At 53.8% G+C, this 23974-nt stretch carries 20 protein-coding genes and 2 tRNA genes; 14 read left to right on the top strand and 8 right to left on the bottom strand.

Features of this window, described 5'->3' with window-relative positions; translation table 11 throughout:
• Positions 1 to 1200 precede the first annotated feature (1200 nt).
• Genes A6F49_RS15295 through rpmH form a run of 7 tightly spaced genes read right to left on the bottom strand, consistent with a single transcriptional unit; the run spans position 1201 to position 5311 of the window.
• The gene (locus A6F49_RS15295) at positions 1201 to 2136 is read right to left on the bottom strand and encodes a ParA family protein (protein ID WP_327019981.1); all 936 of its coding nucleotides are present in this window, start codon (positions 2134 to 2136) and stop codon (positions 1201 to 1203) included.
• A gap of 45 nt (positions 2137 to 2181) precedes the next feature.
• On the bottom strand, positions 2182 to 2841 hold the full coding sequence (gene rsmG / locus A6F49_RS15290; protein WP_082911846.1) for a 16S rRNA (guanine(527)-N(7))-methyltransferase RsmG: 660 nt from the start codon (positions 2839 to 2841) through the stop codon (positions 2182 to 2184).
• Between the two features lie 26 nt (positions 2842 to 2867).
• Positions 2868 to 3395, bottom strand: a complete 528-nt coding sequence (locus tag A6F49_RS15285) for a Jag family protein (RefSeq protein WP_043055417.1) — start codon at positions 3393 to 3395, stop codon at positions 2868 to 2870.
• The gene (yidC, locus tag A6F49_RS15280) at positions 3392 to 4354 is read right to left on the bottom strand and encodes a membrane protein insertase YidC (protein WP_043055418.1); all 963 of its coding nucleotides are present in this window, start codon (positions 4352 to 4354) and stop codon (positions 3392 to 3394) included. The genes A6F49_RS15285 and yidC overlap by 4 nt, the downstream gene beginning before the upstream one ends.
• A gap of 8 nt (positions 4355 to 4362) precedes the next feature.
• Positions 4363 to 4770 (bottom strand): membrane protein insertion efficiency factor YidD, encoded by a 408-nt coding sequence (yidD, locus tag A6F49_RS15275; protein ID WP_235605033.1) that lies wholly within the window; start codon positions 4768 to 4770, stop codon positions 4363 to 4365.
• Complete coding sequence (gene rnpA, locus A6F49_RS15270; protein WP_043055419.1) at positions 4760 to 5137, bottom strand: ribonuclease P protein component; 378 nt, start codon at positions 5135 to 5137, stop codon at positions 4760 to 4762. The genes yidD and rnpA overlap by 11 nt, the downstream gene beginning before the upstream one ends.
• Positions 5138 to 5173: 36 nt before the next feature.
• Positions 5174 to 5311, bottom strand: a complete 138-nt coding sequence (rpmH, locus tag A6F49_RS17520; protein ID WP_082911845.1) for a 50S ribosomal protein L34 — start codon at positions 5309 to 5311, stop codon at positions 5174 to 5176.
• A gap of 418 nt (positions 5312 to 5729) precedes the next feature.
• Between rpmH and dnaA the strand changes: the two genes are divergently transcribed.
• Positions 5730 to 7250 (top strand): chromosomal replication initiator protein DnaA, encoded by a 1521-nt coding sequence (gene dnaA / locus A6F49_RS15265; protein WP_043055420.1) that lies wholly within the window; start codon positions 5730 to 5732, stop codon positions 7248 to 7250.
• Between the two features lie 240 nt (positions 7251 to 7490).
• Here dnaA and A6F49_RS17865 read toward each other — a convergent pair whose 3' ends face one another.
• Entirely contained in the window at positions 7491 to 7790 is a 300-nt protein-coding gene (locus A6F49_RS17865; RefSeq protein ID WP_150119556.1) for a hypothetical protein, read from the bottom strand.
• Positions 7791 to 7900: 110 nt separating this feature from the next.
• On the opposite strand from A6F49_RS17865, the gene dnaN reads away from it, so the two are divergent.
• The 13 genes from dnaN (at position 7901) to A6F49_RS15205 (ending at position 23734) form a co-directional block, all read left to right on the top strand.
• A complete protein-coding gene (gene dnaN, locus A6F49_RS15260; protein WP_043055421.1) occupies positions 7901 to 9031 on the top strand; it encodes a DNA polymerase III subunit beta in 1131 nt (376 codons plus the stop codon).
• Between the two features lie 2 nt (positions 9032 to 9033).
• Positions 9034 to 10281, top strand: coding sequence for a DNA replication/repair protein RecF (gene recF / locus A6F49_RS15255; protein WP_067605856.1), 1248 nt, complete (start codon positions 9034 to 9036; stop codon positions 10279 to 10281).
• Positions 10274 to 10771 carry a DUF721 domain-containing protein gene (locus tag A6F49_RS15250; RefSeq protein ID WP_043055422.1) on the top strand — a complete coding sequence of 166 codons (498 nt, stop codon included), beginning with the start codon at positions 10274 to 10276 and terminating at the stop codon, positions 10769 to 10771. Before recF ends, A6F49_RS15250 begins: the two co-directional genes overlap by 8 nt.
• 252 nt (positions 10772 to 11023) lie before the next feature.
• On the top strand, positions 11024 to 13117 hold the full coding sequence (gene gyrB / locus A6F49_RS15245) for a DNA topoisomerase (ATP-hydrolyzing) subunit B (RefSeq protein WP_043055429.1): 2094 nt from the start codon (positions 11024 to 11026) through the stop codon (positions 13115 to 13117).
• An 81-nt stretch (positions 13118 to 13198) separates the two neighbouring features.
• Complete coding sequence (gene gyrA, locus A6F49_RS15240; RefSeq protein ID WP_043055430.1) at positions 13199 to 15766, top strand: DNA gyrase subunit A; 2568 nt, start codon at positions 13199 to 13201, stop codon at positions 15764 to 15766.
• A 1-nt stretch (position 15767) separates the two neighbouring features.
• Positions 15768 to 16250: a DUF3566 domain-containing protein gene (locus tag A6F49_RS15235; RefSeq protein ID WP_327019980.1), complete on the top strand. Its 483-nt coding sequence runs from the start codon at positions 15768 to 15770 to the stop codon at positions 16248 to 16250.
• Positions 16251 to 16335: 85 nt separating this feature from the next.
• A tRNA-Ile gene (locus tag A6F49_RS15230) sits at positions 16336 to 16409 on the top strand.
• 21 nt (positions 16410 to 16430) lie between these two features.
• Positions 16431 to 16550, top strand: a complete 120-nt coding sequence (locus A6F49_RS18545; RefSeq protein WP_235605032.1) for a DLW-39 family protein — start codon at positions 16431 to 16433, stop codon at positions 16548 to 16550.
• A gap of 6 nt (positions 16551 to 16556) precedes the next feature.
• A tRNA-Ala gene (locus A6F49_RS15225) sits at positions 16557 to 16632 on the top strand.
• A 73-nt stretch (positions 16633 to 16705) separates the two neighbouring features.
• Positions 16706 to 17269 (top strand): hypothetical protein, encoded by a 564-nt coding sequence (locus A6F49_RS15220; protein WP_043055423.1) that lies wholly within the window; start codon positions 16706 to 16708, stop codon positions 17267 to 17269.
• A gap of 369 nt (positions 17270 to 17638) precedes the next feature.
• Complete coding sequence (locus A6F49_RS15215; protein ID WP_043055424.1) at positions 17639 to 19270, top strand: type I restriction-modification system subunit M; 1632 nt, start codon at positions 17639 to 17641, stop codon at positions 19268 to 19270.
• Positions 19263 to 20492 (top strand): restriction endonuclease subunit S, encoded by a 1230-nt coding sequence (locus tag A6F49_RS15210; protein ID WP_052499928.1) that lies wholly within the window; start codon positions 19263 to 19265, stop codon positions 20490 to 20492. Before A6F49_RS15215 ends, A6F49_RS15210 begins: the two co-directional genes overlap by 8 nt.
• 5 nt (positions 20493 to 20497) lie before the next feature.
• Positions 20498 to 23734, top strand: coding sequence for a type I restriction endonuclease subunit R (locus A6F49_RS15205; RefSeq protein ID WP_082911843.1), 3237 nt, complete (start codon positions 20498 to 20500; stop codon positions 23732 to 23734).
• Positions 23735 to 23974 lie beyond the last annotated feature (240 nt).

Here is a 23974-nt window from a genome sequence, read left to right as displayed (position 1 = left end):
GGACAACACCACACAATAAACATGTGGATAACTGGCCGGATTCTTGACGCTCTTTTGGCCGGAAACCAACCGCTGAACTGGCTGGATTTCCCTGCTCATCTGGCCTAGTTCTAGTTGATCACAAACATCGAGCGATTTGGACTAAGTAACAACAAGAGGGCTCCGTGCTGAAGTAACCGAGACTGGTGCTTCAAGGTGGGCAGGGGAGGGGCCTAAATCAAATTTCGTTCAAGACTCAAAATCTATACACTCTGCATACCTATCGTCAGCAAAGATGAGCGACAGTTCGAAGTCCTGGAGCGAGCACTTGTCTGAACCACTGCAGTGTGATGGCTCCTGACGTTAAGCCCAAATGCATGTTGCACCAGACAACCGATATGACGGAAAGCAGGACTCGAACCTCTTCCGTTTGACTTCGCGACACCTGGATGCATTCCAGTACTCTTGAACGACATAAATGTCAGGTGTGAAAGAGTGCATCCAATGACGCATTTCATTGAAGGTACAGCATCCCGTATGTTGAGCTCCTCGAAGGAGAACGACGCTATACCAACGCCAAGCAGCACTCTGACACGAACAATGAGCAGGATGAAAAATAAAAATCCTGGACACGAAGACTTCCCGCCGCATACGACACGTCGTGTTAACGCAATGCCTTAGCAATACAAAGCACTGCTAAAGTATTCGCTCTCTATGATGGAGCGTAAATGTGAAATCCTAATTGTATAGATTTTTCTGGAACAGTGACTTCCCTACAGCATCATGAAACACAGCTGAAAACAAATAGCCCCTATTAGAGGTGTAACTCAACACGGTTCTCATTTTTTGAAGCATCTAGGTATGCTCCTGAGGTACAGATCGACCGGAACCTTGCCGGGGGAGAGGATGCTACTCTACCACTTGGTCCAACGCCCTAGCGATACAGAATATCCAATCGAGATAGTCGCAACTTGACCCAGCAATTCAGGTACAGCTCAAAAGAATTTCCACACCTTCAACACTCAGCAATGGAGAGCATCTAAGAATAGTGGTGCCCTAATGAATAGGGAAACCTATTCTGACAAGAAAAGCACCGAACATTCCTCAATAGAGGTGTTTCACGTGAAACGGATCAACTAAGGCAGGATGGTTATAATTCTCGTACCTCAATGAGGGTATTTCTCACGTCTGCACTATACGCCGACCCGAGAGATAGAACGTTTACGTGCTGGCTCCGCGTTCTGCAATTTCCATCGCAGCTTCACGATAGCTCAGCGCACCAGTCGAAGTTGGGTCGTAGGTCAATACGCTCTGCTGGTAAGAAGGTGCTTCGGAAATCCGAACGTTGCGTGGAATAACCGATTGCAGAACCTGATCCGGGAAGAAATCTCGAACCTCTTCTGCCACTTGTACAGCGAGATTGGTACGCGAGTCGAACATCGTCAACAGAATGGTCGAGACGTGCAGCTCGGAGTTCAGGTGCTGCTGGATCATATCGATGTTCTTGACCAGCTGGGAAAGTCCCTCAAGCGCATAGTATTCAGTCTGAATCGGGATCAGGACTTCGTTGGCCGCTACGAACGCGTTGACGGTGAGCAATCCCAAGCTGGGTGGACAATCAATGAAGATGTAATCGATGCGTGACATATTATTCGCATCACGGTACTCGAAGTACCGCTTGAGAGCGCGCGTTAATCGTTGCTCACGAGCAACTAAAGAAACGAGCTCAATTTCTGCACCGGCAAGGTCAATAGTGGACGGAGCGACGTAGAGATTATCGGTCTCTGGATTCTCGTAGATGACATCTTTGAGCTCCCAGTCCTCGATCAAGACATTGTAAATCGAGGGCGTACCCTGCGGGTGGGGGATATTCAATGCGGTGGAAGCATTGCCCTGTGGATCTATATCAATGACCAGGACATTCATGCCGGCACGTGCCATTGCCGTCGACAGGTTCACCGTGGTGGTAGTTTTTCCTACTCCGCCCTTTTGGTTGGAGATAGTGATGATACGCGTCTTATCGGGTTTGGGCATGCGCTTGGTTTTGAGCCTTTCGCGACGTCGATTTTCAGACTCCAATTGTCGAGCAAGAGGCGTTGATGCCACGCTAGAAGATGTTTCTTCTAGGCCACGTGAAAGGTTATCTTGATCGACCAAGCCAGCCTCCATTACTTTAAATTTGAAGTATATTGCACGTGCTGGTTACGAACCATACGTCAGTCGCGCTACTGTAGTAGGAACTTCTAAAAGTTCTTCTCCTACTGTAAGGACTTCAGATTTCTTTGTCTTGAACTTGCGTAGAACCTTGTCTGCTTTTTCAATCTCTGCTGCGGCGCTCTTACCTTTGATGGCTAGCAGTTCTCCTTGACCATGCAGTAACGGCACGGTCATGGGCACCAGGGATTTCATTGCAGAAACTGCACGAGCTGTCACGATATCCACATCTACTGTATCGAATACTTGCTCGGAACGAGCTCGGATAACGTCGACATTGTCGAGACCAAGGTCTTCAACGACCATGTCCAACCAGTCCACACGACGCTCTAGTGGCTCGATCAACACGAACTGCACATCTGGTCGAGCAATGGCCAATGCAAGGCCAGGAAGACCTGCTCCAGAGCCTACGTCGGCAATCACAGCGCCGCGGGGGATGAGTTCTTGAACGACGGCGCAATTCAGCACGTGACGATCCCACATCTTCGGGATCTCCCGAGGACCCAGCAGGCCCCACTCTATGCCCGTGGTTACCAAATGCTCGACGAAGCGTTCAGCGACGTCTGTGCGGTCACCGTAGATTACTTCAGCAGCATCTACGATCCAGGCTTCCTGGCGAGCTAGTTGCGCCTCGGCAGGGTCAGTCACGGGTATAGGTTGGTTCTCAGACAAGACTATTCTCCGGCGCTAATCACAACGTGACGGCGTGGACCTTCACCTTCAGATTCGGAGTAAAGGCCGGCTTCAGCCACGACGTCGTGGACGATCTTACGTTCGTATGGGCTCATGGGGTTCATGTGCTCTTGACCGCCGTCCGATTCGACTTTTGCGATCGCTTCACGAGCTAGTTCGCGTAGTGAGTCGGCACGCTGCACTCGGTGGCCAGCAATGTCGAGGATTAGGCGTGAACGTTGACCGGTTGAAGACAGGACAGCAAGGCGAGTCAGCTCTTGCAGAGCTTCCAGGGTCTTACCGTTTTTGCCAACCAGACCTTGGATATCCTCATCGTCTTCTGAGGCCAGAACGGAAAGGTACGTCCGGTTGTTGCGTACCTCGATATCGATGTCACCATCGAGGTCAGCGATGTCGAGAAGTTCCTCGATGTAATCGGCGGCGTGATCGCCTTCTGCCTCGAGATCCGTGACCTCAAGTTCTTCTTCATCGGTCACGTCTTCAGTAGCGTTGGTTTGTTCTTCGTTCATCGTTTCTTCCTAGGTTTTTTCACAGGTTGCTGACGCTGGCCCTTGGGTTTTTGCTCTTTTGCGGCAGCACGCTCTTCAGCTTCTTTGGCTGCTTTACCGACAGGAGGCAGGCCTTTGGCAGCACGGCGTTCATTGAGTTCACGTTCGGCGATGGATCCAGGAGTCGGGTTGCGACGGATAATGAAAAGCTGCTGTCCGACAGCCCAGAAGTTCGTCGCCGTCCAGTAGATCAACACGCCAATTGGGAAGTTGAATCCACCGATCGCAAACACTGCGGGCAGGGCATAGAGCATGATTTTTTGTGTCTGAGCGAACTGTCCGGTCTGAGCGGCCTCAGACATGTTCTTACCCATCAGAGACTTCTGCATGTAGAACATGGATGTCACCATCAAGATGATGAGAATGACGGCAACAATAACCACGTTCAGGTCAAAGTTTTCACCAACATGGTCGCCCAAGATGTCGGACATCTGCGCGCCAGCAAAGGTCGAGTTCGAGAATGAATGGATCTCATCTGCGGAGAGTGCGCCAATCGACTCATTATCCTGAGCAGCACCAGAGGCTGAAACCAATACGCGATAGAGCGCGAAGAAGAAAGGCATCTGGACCAGCATCGGCAGACACGCTGCGAACGGACTGGTCCCTCGATCTTTGAAAAGTTGCTGCTGCTCCATCGCCATCGCTTGGCGGGAGAGCTGATCTTTTTTATTTTTATATTTCTCTTGCAGCTTTTTAATCTCAGGCTGCAACTCTTGCATGGCACGTTGCGATTTGATCTGTTTGACGAACACCGGGATCAACAACGTACGGATAAGCACGACCAACAGCACGAGCGCTAGTGTCCAAGTCCAACCGGAATCGGAGTCCATGCCGAGAGCGCCGAGCACTGTGTGGAACATGCTCAGTACCCACGAGACCGCCCATGTGAAGGGGAGGAGAATCGTGTCAAAAAATCCCATAGTCTTATTTATTCCTCTTCGGTGGCGTCGTCATCCGGTGGAATCACCGGGTGATTCAGTTCAATAATCAATGGTTGCTTGCCATCCGGCCAAATCCGTTTTCCAGGGGAAACCGGATCTATGCCACCATCTTGCCAAGGATGACAACGCAGCACGCGTAGTCCTGCCATAAGGCTACCCTTAATGGCACCGTGCGTATAAACCGCTTCTAGGCCGTAGGCGGAACAAGTCGGAAAGAATTTACAGACGTCCCCATAGGTAGGGGAGATAATCTTTCGATAAGCCCGCAGTAGCCAACCAATCAGGGTGGATGGCAGCGCACGGAACAATCCCCATTCCTTTGCACTCTCTTTCACGATGAACGGAGAAGGCTGCGTTCCGATGGGGGATTGCGACTGCTTATCGTTACTGACCACGACGCATAAACTTTCTGAGTGCCCCGTGAACCGCGTGAGTGGTTGACTCCCGGAGGTCGTCGAAATCTAGATGAGCCGAAGCTGGTAAAGCTCTGACTACGAGATCAATGGAACCGTCGGAAAGATCTACCCCAAGGTCGCGATCAAAGACTTCGGTGACGATGGCACGCAAACGGCGTTTGACTCTGTTTCGAGTCACGGCGTTGCCTACAGCTTTAGAAACAATGAATCCCGCACGAGGGGCTTCTGCTGCATCGGTTCGAATATTTGCAGATACGACAACGTTCCGATTGCCGAAACGGGAACCGGAACGTTGTGTATCAGAAAATTGTGCTGCAGTGCGTATTCGCTGGTGTTGCGGTAGCACTCAATCAAGCTCCTGGGCCACCGGCACCGAGCTTCTTTAGGCGCTCAGACGTGCGCGACCCTTGGTACGGCGCGCTGAAAGAACTGCACGACCGGCGCGGGTGCGCATACGGGAACGGAAACCATGCTTACGGGCACGGCGGCGGTTATTCGGCTGAAAAGTCCGCTTAGTCACTGTTATTCTCCACACTCATTCAAACGCAGAAGCGTGCTTGGGAAGTACGTTTCAAACTGCGTTTGCCCAAAAACTTCGGCGATATTCGTTCATTATCTGTTCATGTCTTCCCGGTCGCAGCCACAAAAAGGGCACACTTCGCCCCGAGTAAGACTCAACAAGTCTAAGAACAGCAGCCGCTTTGGTCAAATCAGCCCTTGCATTCGATTACCCGAATACGCTTACTGTGTATAAGCTGTGCATAACTACCTTCTACCTGTGGAAATTAAGGTTAGGGTTGGGGATGGCCCATTTTGGGAACTGCGCCAGTTCGCGGAAGCAGTCCGAAATGCGCAGCCAGCGTGCGACGTGTGAATAGTGCGGTGATGACGAGAGGAACTCAGAGTCAGTGCGGGACCGATGAGGTGGAGTTTTAAAGATGAGTGTCAGTGAATCGATCATCAACTCATGGAAGCGAGTTGTTGATACTGTACGCGCTTCTGGCGACATCGGTCCAAGTCAAATGGGTTTTTTGGATCTTGCACGACCACAAGGGCTCATCGCAAATACCCTGCTGTTGGCCGTCCCAAATGAGATGACACGGGACATTCTAGAAACCCAGTTGCAAGACAATCTCGCCAAAGCACTTACGAAAGTCTTTGGCACAGAAATCAATTGTGCGTATTCCATAGATACAAATATGCACGCGTTTGCGCCGGAAATTCCAAGTTCTCCACCGCGATCCACACCCAATCACGCTCCTGTGGATAATGTTGTGGATATCTCCGAAGCTACTCAGAGTCGGGCCGAGAAATCACATTCCGAAGAGCCCCTCCTGGATGAGCTATTTTCTTCAAGAACCAATCCGGCTGCTGCGCCCAGTGGTGGACTGCAGCAAAATGTTTCACCAAGTTCAGGTGAACGATCACGTCTCAATGAGCACTACCACTTTGACAACTTCATTACCGGTTCCTCCAACCGATTCGCACATGCCGCCGCTTATGCCGTAGCTGAATCTCCGGCCAAGTCCTACAACCCGCTCTTTATTTATGGAGAATCCGGGCTGGGTAAAACCCACTTGTTGCACGCGATCGGGCATTACGCTCAAGAACTCTTCCCTGGTCTGCGCGTGCGCTACGTCAACTCTGAAGAGTTCACCAATGACTTCATTAACTCGATTCGTCACGATGAAGGTGCATCCTTCAAGCAGATCTATCGCAACGTCGATATTCTGTTGATTGATGATATCCAGTTCATGGCCAACAAAGAGGCCACGGTTGAAGAGTTTTTCCATACTTTCAACGCGCTGTATAACAACAACAAGCAAGTCGTGATTACATCGGATTTGCCTCCGAAGCAGCTGTCTGGATTCGAAGAACGTCTTCGTTCTCGCTTCGAATGGGGCCTCACCACCGATATTCAGCCACCTGATCTGGAAACTCGCATCGCGATTCTGGCGAAAAAAGCCGATGCAGAAGGAATCTCAGTTCCCGCAGATGCATTGGAATATATTGCCTCGCGCATCGACACCAATATTCGGGAGCTCGAAGGTGCCCTTACTCGAGTGACGGCCTATGCTTCGCTGAATAATGAGCCCATTAACCTTGATCAGGCTCAGTACATACTGAAGGATCTGATTACCGACGATGATGCTCAAGAGATTACTTCGGATCTGATTATGGATGAGACCGCCAACTATTTCGGTTTCTCTATAGCTGATCTGCAATCCAAGTCTCGGACCCGAACGCTGGTAACTGCACGCCAAATCGCAATGTATCTGTTGCGCGAGCTCACAGAGATGTCGTTACCGCGAATTGGTGCAGAGTTCGGTGGACGCGATCACACCACAGTGATGCACGCTGATCGGAAAATTCGCGACTTGATGAGCGAACGGCATGCGATTTACAACCAGGTCACAGAGCTCACCAACAAAATTAAGCAGCGGGCAAGAAATATCTAAAGATATTACGCACTCGTTGTTGAATAAGAAAATAAAAGTTTAACTCGCGGTTAAACCTGGTTGCCTTCAAGTTAAGGTTGAAGGCTAATCCACATACCCCTAGTACCCCTATTTGGCTGCTACGTGCTCAAGTAACGATTTCTCCTGAACCGGGGTCCACGGTAATCCACAGGTTTCCACAGACTTATCCACACGGAAGTTTAACTCCATTATCCACGTTGTGGATAAACCTGTGGATTCTTAAGGGATAAGTGGATTAGGGTTGCGGATAACTCTATTAATCGGTGGAATTACACCGATGTAAGACATTTGGTCGTACACAAGTTGCCCACACGCAAATCGAGAACCGTGCACTTCGTCATCCACAGCAAAATCGTTATAGGGGTGCGGATGCACAGGGTTTTCCACAGTATCCACACCACCTACTAACACCACTATTCCTTTAAACACCTCTAAATAACGATGGACTGAAGATTTTGCGAAATAGAGGTTTTCCAGTTTTCCCGCAAATACTCCCCAATGACTCCACTTATGTCGCACCCATCCTCAAACCGCGCTAAGCTAACTACCGCACCTCTATAAATTCAGGTGTCAACGTATTGTCATCGGCAAACTGTGTTGCAAACACTCAAAGGGAAGGCAGACTCTTCGTGAAGTTCACAATCGGACGGGATGTTCTAACTGACGCTGTCACTTGGACCGCACGTTCTCTGTCACCTCGACCACCCGTTCCGGTGCTACGTGGTTTGCTCATCACTGCTGAAGACAATCTCGTCTCAATCGCAAGTTTCGATTACGAAACCTCAGCGCAACTGGATGTTGAAGCGCACATTGATACCGAAGGCCAGATTCTCGTTGAAGGCCGCATGCTCAGCGATATCGTCAAATCGTTACCGAATGCTCCGGTAACCATCGAATTGGCTGAATCTCGCGTCATTGTGACGTGTCAGAATTCCACTTTCACCTTGGCCACGATGCCAGTTGAGGAATATCCAGCCCTTCCGGCCATGCCAGAAGTTGCCGGCACGATCAACGGTTCGGTATTTGCCGAAGCCATCTCACAGGTCACCGCTGCAGCTTCCAAAGATGACACTCTGCCAATTTTGACTGCCGTCAAAATTGAAATCGAAGGTGACACCATCACCTTCCTGGCTACAGACCGCTATCGCCTGGCCATGAAAGAAATCACCTGGACGCCACACGATCCATCGATTTCCACTTCAGTGCTAGTCAAGTCCCGCACTCTGACAGAAGTTGCTCGCTCACTGGGTGGCGGTGGTGAAATTGAATTCCGTCTCTCTGCCGAAGAAGATTCTGCCGAACTCGTCGGCTTCTCCTCAGGTGGGCGTCGCACCACCAGCTTGCTGGTCGATGGTGAATATCCGAAAATTCGTTCACTGTTCCCTAACGAATCAAATATTTATGCAACCGTTGACACCGCGCAGCTTGTCGAAGCAGTCAAACGTGTCGCCCTGGTAGCAGAGCGCAACACTTCACTGCTGATGTCCTTTACCGATGGTGAAGTCTCACTATCAGCAGGCCAAGGCGACGATGCATCGGCAACGGAATCCGTACCAGTCCAGTTGGACGGCGAAGACATTACCGTAGCCTTCAACCCCTCCTACCTTTCGGACGGATTGAATATCATTGGTGGTGCCTACACTCGTTTCGCATTCACCAGCGCACCAAAACCGGCCCTGCTGACGGGTAAAAAAGAACTTGAAGGCCCGCAGAATGAGGACTACCGGTATTTGGTCATGCCGATCCGCATTCCAAACTAACCGTGTACCTTTCCCATCTTTCGCTGACCAACTATCGTTCATACGAACAGACCGAGCTTGAGTTCAAACCCGGCCCCAACATCCTGATTGGTGCCAACGGGGTCGGGAAAACCAACATCGCTGAGGCCATCAACTATCTCGCGGTTCAGCACTCACATCGAGTCTCCAATGACCACCCTCTGGTGCGCATCGGAGCAACCCAGGCAATAACTCGCGGACGGATCCACCGCGGTGAACAGGCCATCTCTATTGAATACGAGATCAACCCCGGTAAATCCAACCGGGTGGCCATCAACCGCGGTACACCACAACCGGCTCGCCAGGCCTACGGCATTTTCAAAGCCGTACTCTTTGCCCCCGAAGACATCGAATTGGTCATCGGCCAACCCGATATTCGACGCCGCTTCATGGATGACCTGATCGTCCAGATGCGTCCGGCACTGGGCGATGCACGACGCGACTTTGATCGAGTCCTGCGCCAACGCAATGCCCTGTTAAAATCCGGACGCAAACCGGGATCCTGGACCGAGGAACACGAAACCACGCTGGCCGTGTGGAATGAACACCTCTCACGTGCTGCCGCCAGACTCATTAACGGTCGTTTGCACGCGCTGCGCTTGCTCGCCGCGCCGACGTCAAAGGCGTATGCGGAACTTTCCAATGGCAATAAGCCCGCCGGATTTGCCTACCAGTCCACCGTGCCACTGGCCACCGGGCAGCACGCCGAAGTACCCGATGAATCCCAGCTCTACCAAGCTATCTTGGCCGAACTGGAAAACTCCTACCGCTCGGAACGCGACCGCGGCGTCACACTCGTAGGCCCCCACCGTGATGATCTGGTCATCACTTTAGGCCCCGCGCTGGCCAAGGGCTTTGCCTCACACGGCGAAACCTGGTCGCTCGCCCTGGCGCTGCGGCTGGCCTCCTATCGGGTGTTAGTCGAAGACGATCCGGACCCACGGGGCAAACCGGTGTTGATTCTCGACGACGTCTTTGCCGAACTGGACGCTGCCCGACGCAGCCGGTTAGTGGACATGACCCGCGATGCCGAACAGCTCATCATCACCGCGGCGGTTACTGCCGATATCCCAGAAGGTCTCCACGCGACCCACATACCGGTGCAAATGCGCGACGGCATTTCATCACCCGGGGAACACCTGGCGGATCTTGAAACGCTGAAACTGATTGAAGCCAACCAGTTCGAAGACGCCGAAGGTTCAGTCTCCCTCGACGAGGGCGAGCATGACTGAGCACGAGCACGACGAACAGGACCAAATTGATGCCGCAGCTGCAGCGCTGCAGCGAGTGCGCCAGGCAGCTGCCGAGGCCGGATTCCGTCCGGGAATGGCCGGTCAGCACCAACGACGTCGGAAGAAAAAGCGCGCCGCGTATGACAAACCGGTGCAGACAGCGGGACCACAGCCGCTGGGGGATGTGTTTTCTAAGTTCATTGCCCAACGCGGGTGGAAAGAACCGGTTGCGGTGGGCTCGGTGTTAGCGGACTGGTCGTCGATTGTGGGTGAACAGATTGCCCAGAACGCCAAAGTCGAAAGTTTTGAAAACGCCAAGCTGGTGTTGCGGGCATCGTCGACGGCGTGGGCAACGCAGTTACGGTTGTTGACTCCGCAGCTGATGCATAAATTTGATGAGCGATTGGGGCCCGGCGTCATCACCAAATTAGAAATTAAGGGACCCGGCGGTAGTGGGTACTCCCGGCGTGGTAGAGGCCAGTGGCGATAAAATCGCGGCGCGTCAATGGCCTGTAGAGCGATTTGTGGACCGCCAGACGATACCGGGGCCATAATCGGGCCTACGATGACGCCCTAAAGGCAATTTTGGGCGTTCTGGAAGAGATTTTAGCCGACAGCACCCCCGCATTTTGGGCGAAATCACACAAAATGTCGTAGAATAGGCACGTTATAGACTTTTCTGATTTAGATCTGCACAGGAGCAATACGGCCCGTGGTTGAAAATTTAACTGACAATCCAGCTATGCCTACACAGGCGCAGTCTGAACTGCAACGCGTTGAGCATTCCTATGAAGCAGGCGACATCACCGTACTGGAGGGGCTGGAAGCAGTCCGCAAACGGCCGGGGATGTACATCGGATCTACTTCCGAACGCGGACTGCACCACCTGGTGTATGAGGTCGTCGACAACTCCGTGGACGAGGCGCTAGCTGGCCATGCAGATACCATTCACGTCACGCTACAAAAAGACGGTGGCGTGCGCGTGGAAGATAACGGACGCGGTATTCCGGTTGATATGCACCCGACCGAAAATAAACCCACCGTTGAAGTCGTGATGACCGTGCTGCACGCCGGCGGGAAATTCGGTGGCGGCGGGTACGCCGTATCGGGCGGTCTGCACGGTGTGGGTGTCTCCGTGGTCAACGCGCTGTCATCGCGTGTTGAAACGATTATTTATCGCCAGGGTTATGAATGGACGATCTCGTTTAAGAATGGCGGGATGCTCGATAATGCCCTGCAGCAAGGACCGGCCACCGATAAGACCGGGACATCCCAAACCTTCTACCCGGACCCTGAAATTTTCGAGACCACGGTTTTTGATTTTGAAACCCTGCGCGCGCGCTTCCAACAGATGGCCTTTTTGAATAAGGGCCTGCGCATCACGCTGACCGATGAGCGCGAACAAGCCGTCGAAACCACTGCCAACGCCGATGAAATTGCCGGTGAGGCCAACGGGGAAACCCTGGCCGAAGCAGAGGTCGAGATCCAGGCCGAGGCCGAAGAAGGTCCCGAGGCGGCGCCCGAAAACACCGTGCGCATGGTCGACTACATGTACGAAGACGGCCTGCTGGATTACGTTACCCACCTGAATAAATCCAAGCGCGCCGAACTGATTCACGACGACGTTATCGCCTTTGACCGGGAAGACACCGAAATGGGCATGTCGATCGAAGTGGCCATGCAGTGGACCACCGCGTACTCCGAATCGGTGCACACCTACGCCAACACGATCAACACCCACGAGGGCGGTACCCACGAAGAGGGCTTCCGCGGCTCGCTGACCTCACTGGTCAACCGGTACGCGCGGGAAAAACAGCTCCTGCGCGAAAAAGACGAAAACCTCACCGGTGACGACATCCGCGAGGGCCTGACCGCCGTCATTTCGGTCAAACTTGCCGAACCACAGTTCGAAGGCCAGACCAAGACCAAACTGGGCAACTCAGAAGCCCGCGGGTACGTGTACTCGGCCATGACCGAACAACTCGGCGACTGGCTGGAGGCCCACCCCGGCCCGGCACGCGACATCATCCGCAAAGCCCAACAGGCAGCGCACGCCCGCATGGCCGCCCGCAAAGCTCGGGAAAATGCGCGCCGCAAATCGCCGCTGGAATCCTTCGGCATGCCCGGCAAACTCAGTGACTGCTCGTCCAAGGACCCGGAAGAATCCGAAATTTATATTGTGGAAGGTGACTCGGCCGGTGGCTCGGCCAAACAGGGGCGCGACCCCCGCACCCAAGCGATCCTGCCGTTACGCGGAAAGATTCTCAACGTCGAACGCGCACGCCTCGACCGCGCACTGGGGAACGCTGAAGTCCAAGCCATGATCACCGCATTCGGTACCGGCATCGGTGAAGAATTCGACATCACCAAGGCCCGCTACCACAAGATCGTGCTCATGGCCGACGCCGACGTCGACGGCCAGCACATCACCACGCTGCTGCTGACCCTGTTGTTCCGCTACATGCGCCCACTGATCGAGCACGGCTACGTCTACCTGGCCCAGCCACCGCTGTACAAAATCAAATGGTCCAACCATCAAGACGAACACGTGTTCACTGACGAACAGCGTGATGAGGCCCTGGCCCGCGGTGAAGAAAAAGGCTGGCGCCTGCCCAAAGACAACGCGATCCAGCGTTATAAGGGTCTGGGGGAAATGAACTACCAGGAACTGTGGGAAACCACCATGGATCCAGAGCATCGCACCCTGCTCCAGGTGACCATGGACGACGCCGCAGCCGCCGACCAAGTGTTTTCGATGCTGATGGGTGAAGATGTCGAATCCCGACGTAACTTCATCCAGCAGAACGCCAAAGACGTGCGCTTCTTGGACATCTAACCTGCCGCCCGCACAGCCGCAAAACTTTTTTGACGAACAACCCGGAGAGATGACTAGCCCGTGAGTGACGAGCAAACCCCAATGACTGACCAGCCAGAACAGCGGTCCGGCGTCGACCAGATTGATCTCCAGACCGAAATGAAACGGTCCTACCTCGACTACGCGATGGCCGTAATCGTGGGACGCGCCCTGCCAGACGTACGTGACGGCCTGAAACCCGTCCACCGCCGCGTGATCTACGCAATGTACGACGGCGGCTACCGCCCAGAGCGCTCCTTCAATAAATCCGCCCGCGTGGTCGGCGAAGTCATGGGGAACTACCACCCCCACGGTGACAGTGCCATCTATGACACCCTGGTTCGCCTCGTCCAAGACTGGGTCATGCGCTACCCACTAGCCTTAGGCCAGGGCAACTTCGGTTCACCGGGGAACGATGGTGCAGCCGCCCAGCGTTACACCGAGACCAAAATGGCGCCGTTGGCCATGGAAATGGTCCGCGACATCGACGAAGACACCGTCGACTTCCAGGACAACTACGACGGCAAACAGCAAGAACCCACCGTGCTGCCGGCCCGCTACCCGAACCTGCTGGTCAACGGGTCCACCGGTATTGCCGTGGGTATGGCCACCCAGATCCCACCGCATAACCTGCGCGAAGTCGCCGAGGGGGTCCAGTGGTACCTCGACAACCCCGAGGCCAGCCGTGAAGAACTCCTGGAAGCCCTGCTGAAGCGCATTAAGGGCCCAGACTTCCCATCCGGTGCAACCATCCTTGGCCATGCCGGGATCGAACAGGCCTATCGCACCGGCCGCGGCTCGATCACCATGCGCGCCGTGGTCAACGTGGAAGAAATCCAGAACCGCACGTGCCTGGTCATCACCGAACTGCCCTACATGGCCAACCCGGACAACCTGGCCCGGCGTATCGCTGAGCTGATCAACGAGGGCAAACTGTCCGGCATCGCCGATGTCCGCGACGAAACCTCCGGACGCACCGGCCAGCGCCTCATTATTATTCTCAAGCGCGATGCCGTGCCCAAGGTTGTACTGAATAACCTGTATAAGCACACCGCGCTGCAAGAAAACTTCTCGGCCAACATGTTGGCCCTGGTCGACGGCGTGCCACGCACCCTGTCACTCGATGGGTTCGTGCACTACTGGGTCAAACACCAGGTCGAAGTCATCGTCCGCCGGACCGCGTACCGTAAACGCAAGGCCGAAGAACGCGCGCACATCCTCCAGGGCCTGCTCAAAGCCCTGGACATGCTCGACGAGGTCATCTCGACCATTCGCGCCTCGGCCTCGGCCGATGTGGCCCGCGAAGAGCTCAAGACCCTGCTGACCATTGACGACGAACAAGCTCGCGCGATCCTGCTGATGCAGCTGCGCCAGCTGGCCGCCCTGGAACGTCAGAACATCCAGGATGAATACGATGAGCTGCAAGCCAAGATCGCCGAATACATTGCGATCCTGGAATCGCCAACCCGTCAGCGCGAAGTCATCTCCGAAGAGCTCGCCGGCATTGTCGAACGCCACGGCGATGAGCGTCGCACCGAGATCCTCTACGGCTACGACGGCGACATGTCGATCGAAGACCTCATCCCCGAAGAAGAAGTCGTCGTGACCATCACCCGTTCCGGGTACGTCAAACGCACCAAGGTGGACAACTACCGCGCCCAGAACCGCGGTGGTAAAGGTGTCCGCGGTGCAGCACTGCGCGATGAGGACGTGGTCGAACACTTCTTCACGACCTCAACGCATAACTGGTTGCTGTTCTTCACGAACTTTGGTCGCGTCTACCGGATCAAAGGCTATGAGCTCCAAGAGGCCGGCAGGGATGCCCGCGGCCAACACGTGGCCAACCTGCTGGCCTTCCAGCCCGATGAACACATCGCGCAGGTTCTGACCCTGGAAACTTACGAAGACGCCCCGTACCTGGTGTTGGCCACCAAGTCGGGTATGGTCAAAAAATCCCGCCTCGAGGACTACGACAGCCCACGCCAAGCCGGTCTGATCGCGATCAACCTCAACGAGGACGATGAAGTCGTGGCCGCCAAACTCATTGACGAGACCGACGATCTCATCCTGATCTCCCGCAAGGGCCAATCGCTGCGCTTCACCGCAACCGACGAAGCCCTGCGCCCGATGGGTCGCGCCACCGCCGGTGTACGCGGCATGAAATTCCGCGAAGACGACAAACTGCTGACCATGGCGGTCATCGAAGACGACGCGTACGTCTTTACGATCACCGATGGCGGTTTCGCTAAGCGCACGTCTGTGGACGAGTACCGCACCCAAAACCGCGGTGGCTACGGCATTAAGGTCGCCAACCTGCCCGAGGCACGTGGCGAACTGGTCGGTGGTGAAGTCGTCAAAGACGATACCGAAGTGCTGGTCATCATGGAATCCGGGAACGTCGTACGCTCAGCCGTTGAACAAGTCCCAATCCGCGGACGCGACACCATGGGCGTCATCTTCGCCTCACCAGGCAAGAACGACCGCATCGTCGGTGCAACCCTGAACTACGAAATTGATGACCTCGACGACGACGCCGATCAAGGCGACGAAACCGAGTACACCACAACAGATGAATCCACCGTCCAAGATCAGGTATCCTCGGATACTGACCGGAACGACGAAGGAGCATAGTTTGAGTAAGACTCAAGCCGCCAAAACCACCAAGGGTGGCAGTAAGCCGGCGAGCAAAGGCAAGCCAAAAGCTAAACCTGGCGCCGGTAAAGGCCTCGTACGTCCGGCACCAAAAGCCAAAGCACGCCGCGCCAAGCTCGTCATCGCAAAAGTTGACGCCTGGTCCGTCTTCAAGATCTCCTTCCTACTATCCGTAGGCTTAGGGATCGTCACCGTGGTCGCAGGGATCTTCCTGTGGACCACCATGGACCTGACCGGCATCTTCGATGACATCAACGCACTGCTCGGCACCATCCTCGGTACCGAGGGCGGCGGTACGCAGATTCAAGAGCTGTTCACCCTGGGGCAGGTCGCGTCGATGACGACGATCATCGCGGTCCTCAACGTTGTCTTAATCACCATCGCAGCATCCCTAGCAGCGCTGTTATACAACGTGTGTGCCTCTTTGGTCGGTGGAGTTGGTCTTACCCTTACAGACGACTAAGAAACATATCCTTCCGATTTTGCTTTTTTGAAATTCGGGTGTAAGGTTATATTTCGGTTCGGGTCACTGGCCTGTTCCGAAATGAGGGCGTATAGCTCAGGCGGTTAGAGCGCATCGCTGATAACGATGAGGTCCCAAGTTCAAGTCTTGGTACGCCCACTACACCAACAAGGAGTGGACATGAAAAAAGTTCTTCTAGGACTTGCCATGGTCGCTGCTGCAGGTGTAACTTATAAGATCGTTGCTGATCGTAAAGAAGCTCAAGACATTTGGGCAGCAGCAACAGATGTAATCGAATAAGTCCTCGGGGGCATGGCGCAATTGGTAGCGCACCTGCTTTGCAAGCAGGGGGTTAGGGGTTCGAGTCCCCTTGCCTCCACCAAATTAAAAGACCGGAACTGATTTTCAGTTCCGGTCTTTTGTTTATCCGCACGCGGTAAGTTAGGTGTCTCTGCTTGAAACAGCTATTACAAAAGCTCTTTGGGTTTGTATTCCTTGCCGGGTTCCTCGGTTTATTAGTATGGCTACTACGGGCTATCGTTTCTTGGTTTCTTGCTCTAAACCCCGAAACGCAAACCCCACTTGCGGCTCTGTTCGGGGTGGTCTCGGTGCCAATAATTACATACTTTACGAGTAGGAGTCTGGAGCGTAAGCGCTCGCGGGAGACCGCGATTCGAGAAAAGAAGACCGAACTTTACGATGATATGATTCGCGGTTTTATGAGGATGCTGAACCTCAAGAAAAAAGAACCAATGGACGAGGATGCCATGGTCGACTTTTTCGCAGATATCACCCCGAAACTTATTACTTACGGTTCACGAGGGGTAATCCGGGCTTGGAGTGATTTTCGGCTCGCATCCATCAGAGGTCAGACTGATACATCTCACCTCATGCTCATTCTGGAGAGATTGCTCAAGGAAATGCGAAAGGACTTGGGCCATGGCATTGTCCTTCATCAGGACGGGGAGCTACTTTCTGTGTTTATTAATGATGTCGATGAAATACTGAACAAGAAATAGCTGTTCCACGAGGATCCCGCCGAGACCTCTATCATCAGTCAGAGCTGGTCGACCGGAACTTCTGGGTCAACACAGCCAGCCAGCTGGGTCTGCTACACCCGCGTTTGGCGCAGGTAAGTTGAACCGGAAAATCATGCCTGGTCCACCCGCACGAAAAAGCGCACCGATGCACTTCCGCTTGAACCGTCGGAGCACGCGTTACTCGACGCTCAAGACCCAAAGTGACCCTACACCTCAATGGAAGACTCTCTTGTCCCGTAACATATGTTCGGCCCCGGATCTTTGATATCCGGGCTGACTGATATAACTAGTGGAAGTAACTAAGATCGGACTTTCGGTCTTAGCAACAAGAGCAGGAGATAAGTCAGGATGATAAGAGCAGCGCAGAAGGCGGAGCTGGAGAAGACTCTGTGGAGGACAGCTAACGAGCTGCGGGGTCACGTCGATGGCTGGGACTTTAAAGCCTACGTTCTGGGCATGCTGTTTTATCGGTTCATTTCCGAAAACCTCACCCACTACATCAATGCGGGTGAGTGGGAAGCCGGCGCAACTGACTTTGATTATGCCAAGATCTCCGATGAGCAAGCCATGACTATTCGGGACGGTATCGTGGAGGCGAAGGGCTTCTTTATGCCGCCGTCGCACCTATTTGAAAACGTCTGGGGTTGCGCAGCTGGCAAAGGCACGGCCTTGGGAATGAAAGATCCAGAGGCCACGGAATTCCGTGAACAACAGTTGAACCTGTTCATCAAAGAGGTCTTCAACGCGATCGAGGAATCCGCAATCGGGACCAAAAGTGAAGACGACATCAAGGGATTGTTCGAAGACATCGACGTCTCCAGCACCCGGCTGGGGAACTCCGTCCCGCAACGGAACAAGAAGCTCTTCGAACTGCTGGAGACCATCGGCAGCTTATCGCTGGGGACCTTCGAAGACAGCACCATCGATATGTTCGGTGACGCCTATGAATACCTCATGGGCCTGTATGCTGCAGACGCTGGAAAATCTGGTGGGGAGTACTTCACCCCGCAGGAGGTATCCAACCTGTTGGCTCGTCTGACCGTGGTGGGCAAGACCAGCGTGAACAAGGTCTATGACCCAGCCTGTGGGTCCGGGTCCCTGCTGCTACAGTTCGCCAAAGTGTTGGGCAAAGACAATGTCCGCATGGGCTTTTACGGCCAGGAACTGAACCGGACGACCTACAACCTGGCGCGAATGAATATGTTCCTCCACGACATCAACTACGCCAAGTTCAGCATCGCCCATGGGGACACGCTCACGGAGCCCCAGCATCAGGATGAGGAACCCTTCCAAGCGATTGTCTCCAACCCCCCGTATTCTACGAAATGGGTCGGCGCTGATGATCCGACGTTGATTAATGACTCGCGGTTCGCGCCGGCTGGTGTGCTTGCTCCAAAGACCAAGGCGGACTTGGCGTTTGTCATGCACATGCTGCACTGGCTTGCCACTGACGGCACTGCCGCGATCGTCGAATTCCCCGGTGTCCTTTACCGAGGAGGGGCCGAGAAGAAAATCCGCCAGTACCTTGTGGATAACAACTATGTCGACACCGTCATCCAGCTGCCTCCAGACCTGTTCTTTGGCACCGGGATCGCTACCTGCATCATCGTGCTGAAAAAGGCCAAGACCGACAATGACGTGCTATTCATTGACGCATCCGAAAAATTCCGGCGGAACGGGAACAAGAACGTCCTGCTAGATGAACATCGCCACGAGATCGTGGAACTCTTCAGCAACCGCGAAGACGTCAAGTACGAGGCTCATCGGGTCAGCAACGAGACCCTTGCCGAGAACGACTACAACCTGACGGTGTCTGCTTACGTCGAGGTCGAAGACACTCGCGAAAAGACCAATATTGTCGAGCTGAACGCCGAGATCGCAGAGCTCGTAACCAACCAGATGACACTGCGCGAAGAGGTTGAAGCCATCGTCGCCGAGCTCGAGGCCGACCGTGCTGAGGTGGGTGTGGCCAATGAGTAAGCTGACTGAGCTCCTTGATGAGATTAGCTCGGGAGAAGTAGTTCGGGCGCGATTTTCTGATGTTTGTGATTACGTTCGTGGTGTTACCTACAAGAAGGACCAAGAAGTGACTTCGTGTACTCTTGGCGGCATTAAGCTCTTGCGCGCGAACAACATCACTGTGGGATCGAATACACTCAATTTTGATGATGTGAAATGCGTTTCCCCCGAAGTGAAGGTGAGTGAGAGACAGAAACTCAGCGCTGGTGATATCTTAATTTGTGCTGGAAGCGGGAGCAGAGAGCATGTCGGCAAGGTCGCCTTCATCGAGGAGGGTATGCCCTACACGTTCGGTGGTTTCATGGCAGTTATCAGGACTAGCGATGACTTGCGCTCTCGTTACTTTTACCATGTTCTGAGCAGTGGCCTATTCAAGAGCTATCTTCAGACTGCCCTTACGTCCACTACGATTAATAATCTCAGTGCACGAATCATGGCGAACTTTACGTTCCCATTGCCGCCGTTGAAGGTACAGCAGGAGATTGTTCAGATGCTCGATGCCTTTACCGACCTCGAGCAGAGCCTGGTGTCGGAACTTGAGCTCCGGACGACTCAGATGTCGGAGTACATCGATGACATCTTTGAAAACCTCGATGCAGAGTCTACGACGCTCGGTAGTGTCGGAAAGTTTACCCGTGGAAGTAGTCTACAGAAGAAGGACTTCGTCGACTCTGGCATTCCATGCATGCACTATGGTCAGGTTTTCACTCAGTATGGGTTGTCTACCAAAAACACTGTGGCATTCGTAACAACACAGTTTGCTGCTGGTAAGCGAACAATGAAGCCTGGGGATCTGTTTGTCGCTACTACCTCGGAAAACGATGAGGACCTTGGTAAGGCTGTGGCCTGGTTAGGTCATGAGGAGGTGGTCGTAGGTACTGATGCCTACATTTACAGCCATGACTTGGACCCCAAGTTCGTCTCATACTTCTTCGCTAGCTCGTCGTTTCAGCTGCAGAAGCGCCGTTTCATAACTGGCACGAAGGTTCGGAGGATTTCGGACAAAGCGATGTCGACTTTCGAGATCAAAGTACCTGCCAGAGAAGTACAGCAAGACATCGTAACTCAACTCGATGCCTTTGAGGCTCTCATCCAGTCCATCGAACAGGAAATCAGCTTACGTCGCAAGCAGTACGAGTTTTATCGTGATGAGTTGCTGCGCTTCACTCCTAGGGAGACCTGAGATTCATGTCAGTCCATGAGAATAAGGTCGTGGTCTACGACAATTTGGCGGCTGCTGATTCGGATTATAGTGCCGGCAGCACGGTGGTGGCGGTCTACGAGCCGGAGGCTGAATCAACTTCGGCCTACCAGTCGGAGGCTGAGCTGGAACGCATGCTGGTCAAACAGTTGACGGCTCAAGCCTATGAGCATGTCCCAGTCCGGCGCGAGGAAGACCTGATCGTCAACCTGCGTCTGCAGTTGGAACTGCTCAATGAGACGCAGTTTTCTGATACCGAGTGGGAGAGATTCTTTCGGACGGTCATCGCCAATGAGCGGGACACCATCGCGGACAAGGCGGAGCGTATTCAGGGGGACGGGTACCTGCAAGAATTAGTCCGTGATGACGGCTCGATGTCGAATATCAAGCTCATTGACCGAGTGCATATGCACAACAACCGGCTGCAGGTCATCAACCAGTACGAAGTCGAAGCAGCGCAAGATGGCGGCACCGCGCAGGATGGGTCACGGTACGGCAACCGCTATGACGTGACCATTTTGGTCAATGGGTTGCCGCTGGTGCACATTGAACTCAAGCGCCGTGGGGTGCCGTTACGGGAGGCGTTCAATCAGATCCGGCGATATGGTCGGGACTCCTTTTGGACTGGCCGGGCCTTGTTTGACTACGTGCAGATCTTCGTGATCTCTAATGGGACGTTGACGAAGTATTATTCCAATACCACCCGGTTGCAGCATGTCGAAAAAGCCCAGGCTGGCAGGTCATCGAAGAGAAAGCAGACCTCGAACTCCTTTGAGTTCACGTCCTGGTGGGCGGATGCGGAAAACAAACCGATCCAAGAATTACGGGCCTTTACTCGGACGTTTTTTGCCAAGCACACTTTGTTGGCGGTGCTGACTCGGTATTGCATCTTGACCTATGACAAGACGTTGATGGTCATGCGGCCGTATCAGATCGTGGCCTGTGAGCAGATCTTGCGTCGGATTGAGACGGCTTCCAACTACAAGCGGTGGGGCACCGTGGAGGCCGGTGGCTACATCTGGCACACCACTGGCTCGGGCAAGACGCTGACGTCGTTCAAGACGGCCCAGTTGGCGACCCGGCTGTCGTCGGTGGACAAGGTGCTGTTCGTGGTGGACCGCAAGGACCTGGACTATCAGACGATGAAAGAGTACGACCGCTTTGAAAAAGGCGCTGCCAACTCGAATACGTCCACGGCGGTGCTCAAGCGCCAGTTAGAAGACCCGAACGCTCGGATCATCATCACCACGATCCATAAGCTGTCTCATTTCATTAAGAGTAACCCTGCAAATGAGGTGTATGGCAAGCACGTGGTGTTGATTTTTGATGAGTGTCATCGTAGTCAGTTCGGGGAGATGCACGGTGCGATCACCCGGTCGTTTCGGAAGTATCATTTGTTCGGGTTCACTGGTACGCCGATTTTTGCGGTGAATGCGCCGACGCGAACCTCAGCGATCACCAAGGGCACAACCCGGTCGTCTGGCCCGAGTCTGTTGACCACAGAACAAGTGTTTGGCGACAAGCTACACACGTACACGATTGTGGACGCCATTAAGGATAAAAATGTGTTGCCGTTTATGATCTCGTATGTCAACACGGTCACGGCTAGTGCTCAGGCTGAGAACGCTGAGGTACCGGGGATCAACACGGAATCTGCGCTGCTGGCTCCGGAGCGGATTGAGCAGATCACCGCATACATTCTGGAAAATTTCGACCGCAAAACCAAACGGGCCTTCAGTTATGACTTTGATCAGCTGTTGAACGTGTCAGAGGTGGCCTCGGCTCGGTCGTCGAAGAAGGTCGCCGAAATCCGGAAGTCTCGACGGGTCAACGGGCTCAATGCGATGCTCGCGACGGCCTCGATTGCGGCAGCCCGGGCGTACAATCGCGAATTTCAGAAGCAACAGGCTGAGTTGGTGCCGGATCGGCGGCTGCGGGTGGCCACGATTTTCTCGTTTGCCCCGAATCAGGAGATGGACGGGATCTCGCTGCTACCGGATGAGTCGATGGATCCAGCCGATTTGGCACGTGATGATCGTGACTTCTTAGAGGAGGCCATTGCTGATTACAACACGATGTTCAATACGAACTACGATACCTCCTCCGATAGCTTCGAAAACTATTACAAGGATCTGTCGCTGCGGTTGAAGAATCGTGAGGTAGATTTGATGATCGTGGTGAACATGTTCCTCACCGGGTTTGATGCCACCACTTTGAACACGTTGTTCGTGGATAAGAACCTGCACTATCACGGCCTGATCCAGGCGTTCTCGCGGACCAACCGCATCCTGAACTCGGTGAAGACCTTTGGCAATATTGTCTCGTTTCGCAACCTGGAAGAAGAAACCAACGACGCGATCTCTTTATTCGGTAACAAGGACGCTCAGGGCATCGTCCTGATGAAATCCTATGCCGAGTATCTGGCGGAGTATCAGTCGGCGGTCAACAATCTGGTTGAAGATTTCCCGCTGGGCGTGGATGGCAGCGCACCGATCATCCCCAGAGAGAAAGAGCAGAAGAACTTCATCCGACTCCTCGGCGGTATTCTGCGCTTGCATAACATCTTGACTAGCTTCGACGACTTCACGGACCCCAACCGCGCCGACAATCCGCTCTCGCCCAGGATGCTGCAGGACTACCAGAGCCTCTACCTGGATCTCTACCAGGAGCGGCGGGCTCGGACGCAGACCGAAGATGAACCGATCGATGAGGACGTGGTCTTTGAAATCGAACTGATCAAACAGGTCGAGATTAACGTCGATTACATCCTCATGCTCGTTGATAAATACCGGCAGGAACACGGCGAGGGTGACGACAAGGAACTGCGGTCAGAGATTAGTCGCGCCGTCGATGCCTCACCGTCGTTGCGCAACAAGAAAGATCTGGTCGAAGCCTTCGTAGAGTCCATCTCTGCCCAGCAGGATTCCGATATTGATCTTGTCTGGCGCCAGTTCATCGAGGACCGGAAGAATGCAGAGCTCGACGAAATTATCGACAGCGAACGGCTTCGGGCAGAGCCAGCCCGAGCCTTCATGGAGCACACCTTCCGTGATGGCGAGCTGCGAACCGCTGGTACCGAAATCGTGGAGATCCTGCCGAGAGTGTCTCGGTTCGCCACTAATCCGGAGCACTCCCTTGACGGTGTGAAACAGCGTGTGGTCACCAAACTCGTGAAGTTCTTTGATCGCTTTTTTGGGCTCGTTGTCTCCCATGAGGATCAGTGACCTCCGGTCGGTGATCTTCTGATTAGCCTGACCAAACCAGCCCGTCCATTGACTCGGAGGTAGCCGACAGTGTCATATGTATGGATCTACGCTTGCAACAGGGAAATATAACCGGCTCATCGTAAAAATGAGTGTAGTTGGTGTCTGAATCCGCCGGTGTCGAGCAGTGCTCTGGTGATGTAATGCATGAGGTTACGGAAGCCTAGGGCGGTGCCGCGCAGGTGTTCGATTCTGCCGTTG

This window comes from Enteractinococcus helveticum (genome assembly GCF_001657475.1).
GTDB classification, from domain to species: domain Bacteria; phylum Actinomycetota; class Actinomycetes; order Actinomycetales; family Micrococcaceae; genus Yaniella; species Yaniella helvetica.
This window is presented reverse-complemented; position numbering and strand designations above follow the sequence as displayed.